Genomic DNA, 3552 nt, shown 5'->3' on the forward strand with positions numbered 1-3552 from the left:
GACCCAGCGACTGCTGGCTTTTTCGCGCAAGCAATCGTTGCACCCACATGCGGTGGAGCTGAAAACGTTGCTGGAGAACCTGGGGGAGCTGATGCGCCATTCGCTACCGGCGACGATGACGCTGGAGATTGAAGCGCAGTCACCCGCCTGGCCGGCGTGGATCGACGTCAGCCAGCTGGAAAACGCCATTATTAATCTGGTGATGAACGCCCGTGATGCGATGGACGGGCAGGTGGGTACGATTAAAATTCGCAGCTGGAATCAGCGGGTCACGCGCAGCGACGGTCGCAAGCAGGACATGGTGATGCTGGAGGTGGCCGACCAGGGCTGTGGGATGTCGCAGGAGATCAAAGCGCAGGTCTTTGAACCGTTCTTCACCACCAAACAGACCGGCAGCGGCAGCGGGCTGGGCCTATCGATGGTGTACGGTTTTGTGCGTCAGTCCGGTGGTCGGGTGGAAATTGAGAGCGCGCCGGGGCAAGGGACCACGGTCCGGTTACAGCTTCCGCGCGCCATTGTGCCGGTGCAGCCTCAGGACATCCCTGTGGTGGAACATGCGGCGAACAGCGGTGAGAAACTGGTGTTGGTGCTCGAAGATGAGGCCGATGTGCGCCAGACGTTGTGTGAGCAGCTCCACCTGCTGGGTTATCTGACGCTGGAGGCCGCCAACGGCGAGCAGGCGATGCACTTGCTTGCCGCATCTTCAGAGATCGACATTCTGATCAGCGACCTCATGCTGCCCGGTGGATTAAGCGGCGTGGATGTGGTTAACCATGCGCTAAAGCATTACCCGCAGTTGAGTATCCTTCTGATCAGCGGTCAGGATTTGCGTCCGGCACACAACCCGGCCCTGCCGGAGGTGGCGCTACTGCGAAAACCGTTTACCCGCGGGGAGCTGGCGCAGGCGCTGCGTCATCCGCGCAATTGAGATTCCTCCGCTACTCGTGAGCAAGCGCTTTGATTACCGTGGGGCGAGTTTCTTTTTGAGGCTGGTTTATGACACGCTCCCCGACGATCTTTTTTTTCAGTTTGCTGATGCTGACCACCGTGTCGGCGCAGGCGGATATTATTGATGACGCCATCGGCAATATTCAACGCGCCGTCAGCGACGCCTATAAGCCTGATAATAATCGGGATTACGATGACTCGCGCGACGAAAGCTGGCAACGCCAGGTAAGCGACGATCGCCGTAGGCAATATGACGATCGTCGTCGCCAGTTTGAAGACCGCCGTCGGCAGCTGGATGACCGCCAGCGTCGGCTCGATCAGGAACGGCGTCAGCTGGAAGATGAAGAACGTAGAATGGAAGACGATTACGATCGTTAACGTAGTCTTTCGCTGGCAAGATTATAAACTTCACTACGCTCGCGTTTACCGACAGCAACGACAGCGATGACCAGGGTGTCGTCAATAACTTGATAAACAAGACGGAACCTTGAAGTGCGTAGTTGGATTTTATAGCAATCTTTTATTCCCCTGAGCTTCGCGGAGGGGACATGCGGATTTTCACCGTATTTCTTAAGTTCTTTGGCAAACTGCTGCTGAATGGTTTTATCCAATTTTTGCCATTCTTTCAGCGCATCTTCCCTGAACTTTACCGTATAACTCATAAATAGCTGTCCAGATCAACATCCACCAGTGGCTGTTGGCTCCGTTCATGGACTAATTTAACCAGTTGCTGATCGTCCAGCGCATCAAGCATTTTTTCGTAAAGCTCAGCGGGAACACAATAAAAGGCGGGCTGGTTACGGTTCAGGATTGCGACCGGAAACCCATCCCCTGCGCTAACAGTCGCCATCGGGTTCTTTTTTAGCTCACTCACGCTGGCGGTGGTGTCGCTTAAAATGATATGTGGCATAATCGCTCCTTAAGACCATTTAACTGGTCTTAATATAGGATGGGAAAGACCTGTTAACATGTCTTATTATGAAGTGTCTCCGCTTAATCCAGCACAATCTCCATGCCGTCATACCCGGCTTCGATGCCTGTCGGTAGCGGATTATGCATTAGCCACTCGTCGAACTGATGGCTGATGTGGGTCAGAATCACCCGTGGGCAGCAGATAACGTCATTGAGCGCAGTCACGGTATTTACATCGCAGTGATTGCGCGGTGGTTGCGTGCGCGGGGCATGGCTACAGTCGATGATCATCGCCTGCGGCTGATTGTTGCGCAGAAACGTCAGCGTTTTGTCGGGCAGCCCGGCGGTATCAGAGAGCCACGCCACGCGGCTGTGCGCAGTTTCCAGTAGATAGCCAAACGTCAGCTTTGAGTGGTTGAGCGGCAGCGGTGTCACCTGTAACCCCTGCAAATCAAACACCACAAACGGTTCGACGGTGTGGCTGAAGTCGAGAATGCCGGGATGCTTAAACAGATCGTCGCAACCCTGTTCATCCGGCGGCCCGTATACCGGGATCGTTTTCCCCACGCCCCAGCGCAGCGGAAACAGTCCCTGCACATGATCCATATGGTAGTGGGTGAGCAGAAACTGGCGGAAGCTGCCGGCGGGCCAGTCGTCCATCAGATGCGGGATCCCCGCGTCGAGCAGCGTCACGGCATGGTTGAATTTGACCACGCCGCTGCAGGGGCGGCGGCGATATTGCGACTGTAAACGCGCCCGCTGGCAGGCGCGGCAGTCGCAGCCAAAAACCGGCACCAGCTGCGCGCCGCCAGTGCCGCTTAAAGTGATCGTTAAGCTCATTGTTGCTCCCCTGGTCATGTATAGCCGGATGGCGACGCAGGCGTCTTATCCGGCCTACGGGTCCGTGCGCTCTCAGGCATAAGAATGCTTACGTCCCATCAGTGTGAGCAATGTATTCACTGACTGTAGCAGACTACCGTCATTGTTTAGCGTATGGCAGTCCTCTGGCGCATAGCGGGCTGCACGTTCAAGACGGGCGGCAATCTCCGTTTCATTTTCTCGCCCGCGCGCCAGTAAGCGCTGGCGCAACACGTCTTGTGATACCTGCAAACAGACCGGCAGCAGCGCCGCGCCGTAGCGTGATTTTGCCTGTGGCAGATGGGCGCGGGAGCCGTTTACCACCACATCAAACCCGGCGTGTAGCCAGAGGTCAATCTCCACGCCGACGCCGTAGTACAAGCCGTTGGCATGCCAGCTCAGCGCCAGCAGGTTCTGTCCGGCGCGGGTAAAAAACTCCTGTTCGCTCAGCGCAATATGGTTTTCATTCCCGGCGTTGGCGGCCCGGGTAATGTAACGATGCGCCACCAGCAGTTGCGCCTGTTCCTGCTGGCGGAGTTCGGCCAGCAGGCTGTCCTTACCGGAGCCGGACGGCCCCATCAGCCAGATCAGTTTTCCCATAGTCAGAACACCCTTTTTCCCTGCCGCCAGACGTGGTCGATATGCACGTGATCGCCTTTGCGGTGCGCCAGCACCAGATCCGCGCGTTTACCTTCGGCGATAACACCGCGATCGTCGAGATTCAGCGCCCGCGCCGGATTACGGGTCACCAGATGAATCGCCTGCGCCAGCGTGAAGCGGTTGGCATCGTCGTCCGCTACACGAAACGCGGCGTCGAGCAGGCTGGCGGGGTAG

At 56.9% G+C, this 3552-nt stretch carries 7 protein-coding genes; 2 read left to right on the top strand and 5 right to left on the bottom strand.

Features of this window, described 5'->3' with window-relative positions:
• On the top strand, positions 1–928 hold a 928-nt coding region (locus FDW95_RS23860), incomplete at its 5' end, for an ATP-binding protein (protein ID WP_249359114.1).
• Positions 929–996: 68 nt separating this feature from the next.
• The gene (gene yjdP, locus FDW95_RS14255) at positions 997–1326 is read left to right on the top strand and encodes a DDRRRQL repeat protein YjdP (protein ID WP_096758667.1); all 330 of its coding nucleotides are present in this window, start codon (positions 997–999) and stop codon (positions 1324–1326) included.
• On the opposite strand, the gene FDW95_RS14260 is transcribed toward yjdP, so the two are convergent.
• The 5 genes from FDW95_RS14260 to FDW95_RS23865 all read right to left on the bottom strand — a co-directional run.
• Positions 1323–1610: a type II toxin-antitoxin system RelE/ParE family toxin gene (locus FDW95_RS14260; protein WP_115259677.1), complete on the bottom strand. Its 288-nt coding sequence runs from the start codon at positions 1608–1610 to the stop codon at positions 1323–1325. The genes yjdP and FDW95_RS14260 overlap by 4 nt on opposite strands.
• A complete protein-coding gene (locus FDW95_RS14265) occupies positions 1607–1858 on the bottom strand; it encodes a plasmid stabilization protein (protein WP_006688247.1) in 252 nt (83 codons plus the stop codon). Before FDW95_RS14265 ends, FDW95_RS14260 begins: the two co-directional genes overlap by 4 nt.
• 83 nt (positions 1859–1941) lie before the next feature.
• Entirely contained in the window at positions 1942–2700 is a 759-nt protein-coding gene (gene phnP / locus FDW95_RS14270; RefSeq protein WP_115259676.1) for a phosphonate metabolism protein PhnP, read from the bottom strand.
• Between the two features lie 72 nt (positions 2701–2772).
• A complete protein-coding gene (gene phnN, locus FDW95_RS14275) occupies positions 2773–3318 on the bottom strand; it encodes a ribose 1,5-bisphosphokinase (protein ID WP_115259675.1) in 546 nt (181 codons plus the stop codon).
• Positions 3319–3320: 2 nt separating this feature from the next.
• Positions 3321–3552 (bottom strand): amidohydrolase family protein (locus FDW95_RS23865; RefSeq protein ID WP_249359117.1); only part of this gene is annotated, 232 nt, incomplete at its 5' end.

The organism is Citrobacter sp. wls718, from assembly GCF_005280945.1.
Lineage (GTDB): Bacteria > Pseudomonadota > Gammaproteobacteria > Enterobacterales > Enterobacteriaceae > Citrobacter > Citrobacter gillenii.

Coding starts and splice junctions, on each gene's coding strand:
- phnN (WP_115259675.1), bottom strand. CDS start 3,318: ATGGGAAAACTGATCTGGCTGATGGGGCCGTCCGGCTCCGGTAAGGAC.
- phnP (WP_115259676.1), bottom strand. CDS start 2,700: ATGAGCTTAACGATCACTTTAAGCGGCACTGGCGGCGCGCAGCTGGTG.
- FDW95_RS14260 (WP_115259677.1), bottom strand. CDS start 1,610: ATGAGTTATACGGTAAAGTTCAGGGAAGATGCGCTGAAAGAATGGCAA.
- FDW95_RS14265 (WP_006688247.1), bottom strand. CDS start 1,858: ATGCCACATATCATTTTAAGCGACACCACCGCCAGCGTGAGTGAGCTA.
- yjdP (WP_096758667.1), top strand. CDS start 997: ATGACACGCTCCCCGACGATCTTTTTTTTCAGTTTGCTGATGCTGACC.